Below are 4,404 nucleotides of genomic sequence, written 5' to 3'. Positions count from 1 at the left end.
CAGCCGGTGGCCGTTTGTCTATGCGGGCACCAACCCAGACGCCGGAGCAAACCCCCGCATCAGGTCCAACCCGCTACACCACTTCCAAGGACGCAACCGTTCTGGGTCGCGTTGAGCGGCGAGTTGGGGCGGGACTGGGGAGCCTGCCCCCATGGTGGGTCGACGTTTGACGGGCAAGCGCGATTCGAGCACGACTTCTGCGCGTCCTTCGCGGTCCGCGCCGACGCCTCGTTTGGCTGACGACAACGACTGGTGGGCCGGTCGAGGTGGGCCAGCCGGTTCAGGCCGTGGCGGGTGAGGATGCGGTAGACGGTGGACGCGGGTGGGCCCAAGATCGGGCCGAGTCGTTCGGGGCCGAGTTTGCGGATCTGTCGGAGCCGGCAGACCCGTGCTTCCACGGCTGCCGGGGTTCGATGCGGTGTGGCGCGGGGCGGGCTGGAGCGGTCGGCGAGGCCTGTATCGCCCTCGGCTCGTCAGCGGTGGACCCATTTTGTGGGCCGTGGCGCGGGAGACGCCTATTTCGGCGACCACATGCGCGACAGGGCGACCTGAGTAGACACGTTCGACCAGTAGCCGCCTGCCGTGAATGGTCAGCCGGGCATTACGGTGGGACACGAAGACCTCCGTGTGGTGCAGTCCTAGACGGCTCCACACGGAGGTCTTCGCCTTGATCAAGCCTTGGGCCCGCTCAACTACTTCATGCCGCATAGCAGGAGTGCCGGCAGACCACACCAGGCACTCCGACACCGACGTCAGCTGCCATGCCACTTACACACTCCAGCCGCGAACCGGCCGTGCCTCTCCACTATGAAATCCGCTACCAGCCGCCAAACTGGCTTATGACAACACTACTCCCGCACCCAAAAGTCACCCATCGATGAGCCACACGCGTGTCCGGGCAGCGCTACCCTGAATCGGCTTCCCAGAAGCCGTCGGCGCTTCTCTCAATCCTCATGACGATAAATATCTTCGTCATCTTCGTCTGCCATCGCAGCGAACTCTTCAAAGTCCATGTTCACAGTCTCCAGATTCACATGAATCATATGGACTCCATGCGGTGTTGCCCTGAACGTCCGACCGTACGCCATCGCCTCCTCATACTCCTCTTCGTCTTCAAAGTCGTCTTGCGTGACGGTCGACACCGCCATTAGGGCATGATGACCGGACTGCATCGTCAGTTGATCAGCCAGAAAAAACACCGGCGCGGACTTTTCGACGAGAGAATCATTCGCGTGGAACGCCTCCAAGGCTTCATCTACGTTGACATCCGACCAAGAGGGGTCATCTACGATCCAGGCAGCCGGATTCTTGAAATCGCCGAACGGTTCCGCCAAAGCCGACTTCACGACCTCCCATGCCTGATCGTCCCTGTAGTCAGTCCTGATGACAAGAGGATCGAAACTGTCACGATCCTCGATACCCTGGAATGTCCTAATCTGCAGATCCCTTCTACCTAAACAGAAATAAAGAACATCGTCTGATGTCCTCACGTCGCCAGCAATTTTACGAGTTGGTGCGTGGTGGCGGCTGAGGCAGTTTTATCCTGCTCACGATGTGATTTGGGCTGTTTGTGCTGCGGTGGGAGACGAGGCCAGCGATTGCTCGGTGGGCTGCGGGTAACTGGTCTCGTCGGTGGGGTTCCTCTGAAACACTGTAGCCCGTCCTCGGCGGCCAAAATTGGCGCGATTCTTCAATTTATGACTCCGAGGTTCTATCCATCCGCCTGCGAATTGATTAGAATCACTCGCGTTTCTAGCGGCTGGCCAAGGTTCCCTATAAGGGAATTTTGCTGGGACTCGCCGGGGAGTCGCCGCAAGCGAGTGAAATCCATCCCGTATTTATTTCTCGTGAATTCACTCCCCGATTGCAGCGAGACCCTCTCGTGTCGTTGGTGAGAACAGGATTGCGAGTCAAGGTTCAGCGAATGGTGGGCGACCCTTCATCTTTCGAAAAATTCTGCCTCGACGTATTCGACCGGAGATGACGGCGGCCAAAAATTAGACACTCCCACGATCAGGGAGGCGGCATGAGTGAGATGCCGCCCGGGCACACCTTCGTCGAATTAGTCTTGAGCAAGGAAAATCGAAGTCGCATGAATTTCAAACTGCTGGCGCTCCCGGCTGCAGCGCTGACAATCCTGTGCACCATCACCGGATGCGGTGTCAGTGATGGCCTCGCAGATGACATGTCGATGGGAATCACGGACAAAGTCACGTCGCTTGATCCCGCCGCTGGATACGACGTCGGTTCATGGATTGTTTTCAACAACGTGTTCCAGACGCTGCTAAGCTATCCAGCAGGTGCTACGAAGCCGGAGCCTGAGATTGCACGCCATTGCGAGTTTACGGACTCGCAGAGCCAAACCTATGATTGCACTCTCCGTCAGGGGTTGCGCTTCAGTAACGGCAACTCACTAACGTCCGCGGACGTCAAGTTCTCTTTCGAGCGCACACTCAAGATCAACGATCCGAACGGGCCGGCGGTGCTCCTCGAATCCATCAAGACCGTTGACACCCCGTCGAATGATCGAGTTGTATTTCATCTGAAGTACCCCGATGCGACTTTGCCCTTGAAGATCGCCTCTGGTGCGGGCTCGATTGTAGACCATCGTTCATATCCTGCGGATAAACTTCGCACAGACAATGGGGTAGCAGGATCCGGTCCCTACAAAATCGACGACTTCGACTATGAGGATCATGTCTCCTTCGCGGTTAATGATGGCTACCGCGGGCCTGCCGATGTTCACAACGACGGCATGACGATGCGTTTTTACAAGGACGACAAGACCCTCAAAAAGGCTTTTGTCGATGGCGACGTCGACTTTGTCTACCGTGGTTTGGCCCAAGCCGACATCGCCAGGTTCCAAGAGAAGTTCATCGTGGGCGACTCCGAGGTTCGGGTGGTTGAAGGAACTGGGACGGAGGTGCAGCACCTCGTTTTCAACCTTGATCATGCGGAAGTCAGTAGCCCGGCCGTCAGGCGTGCCGTCGCCTACCTCATCGACCGTAATGAGATCATCGAGGAGGTTTATCACCACACAACGAACCCGCTCTATTCTATGATTCCGCAGGGTGTCATCGGCCATGACAATGTGTTTTTCAACCGCTATGGCAAGGGCGGAAACACGGCTAAAGCTGGAGCCGAGCTGGCTAATGCGGGTATCACCGGGAAAGTCAGCTTCACCCTCTGGACTACGCCTGTCCGCTTCGGTGCCGGAACAGTTTCCGAAGCGAAGTTGATCGCAAAGCAGCTCAATTCCAGTGGTCTGTTCGATGTCAATGTGAAGATCGCAGACACCGACGATTACTCCAAGGGAACCGAACAAGGAAAGTTCGCTGCTTTCATTAGGGGTTGGGTTCCTGATTATCCGGACCCGGACAACTTCACCACCCCGTTCTTCGGGGAGAACAGCGTACTGGCCAACAACTACGTAAATGAGAAGATCAATCGCGTGCTGATCCCGCGGAGTGCAGGCCGAGCCGCTCGAGCAGACACCGCCGATGATTTTCGCGAGCTGCAGGCTCAAGTAGCAAGGGATGTCCCGATCATTCCATTGTGGCAGAGCAATCAGTACATAATTTCAAAAGAAGAAGTCACTGGACTTGAGGCCGCACTCGACACTTCGACTGTCTTCCGACTCTGGAGCATCGGCGAGACGGACAGGAATTCGTGGTGGTAGTACATGGTCCCTCCCGTCGGCCGTTGTGCCTTCTGACTCTTGACTTTCTGATTTGGTCGGAGTAGTCGTGCAGCGAAGCCCCTTGCTGTTGGTTGTGGCGATAGTTTGCGCACGATCACCGGCCAGGGGCTTGGCTGGTCTTAGACCGTCTCCTATGTGGTGAGGCGGTCTTTGGGTTGTTCATGGGGCGGGGTACGTGGAATTGGATTGTTCCGGGCGGACTGTGGGAGCTCGCCGAGCCACTGAGCCTTTTCAGCGGGGCCACCGATCGGGTGACGGCCAGCTGGTCGGCGACCCGTGCAGAACGGACGAGGCTCCTCGGCGGTTGAGCGAGATGTCTGACGTCTCAACTCTTCTGCCGGGAAGCCTCGTTGGTTACCTATCCTGCAGCACTGGACCTGCCTCATGCGCTGGTTGAGTGGGTGACCATGCTGATCGTCACCCTGGAGGGTGACCGCCGCTGCAAGCTCCGGCCCCCCGCAGCGTGCCCTGGTCGCCCTGGTGTACCTGCGCAAGCACGACACCCTCGCCCAGATCGCGGCCGGCTTCCGGATCAGCGTCGGCACCGCCCACGCCTACGTGCACGCGGTCATCGACCTCCTGGCCCACCGCGCGCCGGGCCTGACCCGCGCCCTGCGCGAGGCGGACACGGAGTACGTGCTGGTGGACGGCACGCTCGCCGAGTGCGACCGGGTCGGCGACGGCCGCGCCGACTACTCCGGCAA

Annotated in this window: 2 protein-coding genes and 2 pseudogenes; 2 read left to right on the top strand and 2 right to left on the bottom strand. The window is 58.4% G+C overall.

Annotated elements, in window-relative coordinates; translation table 11 throughout:
- Positions 1 to 221 precede the first annotated feature (221 nt).
- Together PV350_RS44920 and PV350_RS44915 are read right to left on the bottom strand one after the other, a co-directional pair.
- Positions 222 to 615: pseudogene (locus PV350_RS44920) on the bottom strand (leucine zipper domain-containing protein); the annotation flags it as partial.
- Positions 616 to 944: 329 nt separating this feature from the next.
- Positions 945 to 1,490, bottom strand: coding sequence for a DUF6924 domain-containing protein (locus PV350_RS44915; RefSeq protein ID WP_500339102.1), 546 nt, complete (start codon positions 1,488 to 1,490; stop codon positions 945 to 947).
- 536 nt (positions 1,491 to 2,026) lie between these two features.
- On the opposite strand from PV350_RS44915, the gene PV350_RS44910 reads away from it, so the two are divergent.
- Complete coding sequence (locus PV350_RS44910) at positions 2,027 to 3,679, top strand: ABC transporter substrate-binding protein (protein ID WP_500339101.1); 1,653 nt, start codon at positions 2,027 to 2,029, stop codon at positions 3,677 to 3,679.
- 371 nt (positions 3,680 to 4,050) lie between these two features.
- A pseudogene (locus tag PV350_RS44905) lies at positions 4,051 to 4,404 on the top strand (helix-turn-helix domain-containing protein); the annotation flags it as partial.

It is taken from the genome of Streptomyces sp. PA03-6a (assembly GCF_033792765.1).
In the GTDB taxonomy this organism is placed as follows: Bacteria; Actinomycetota; Actinomycetes; order Streptomycetales; family Streptomycetaceae; genus Actinacidiphila.
The sequence above is the reverse complement of the archived record's forward strand: the minus strand, read 5'-3'. Positions and strand labels throughout refer to the sequence as shown.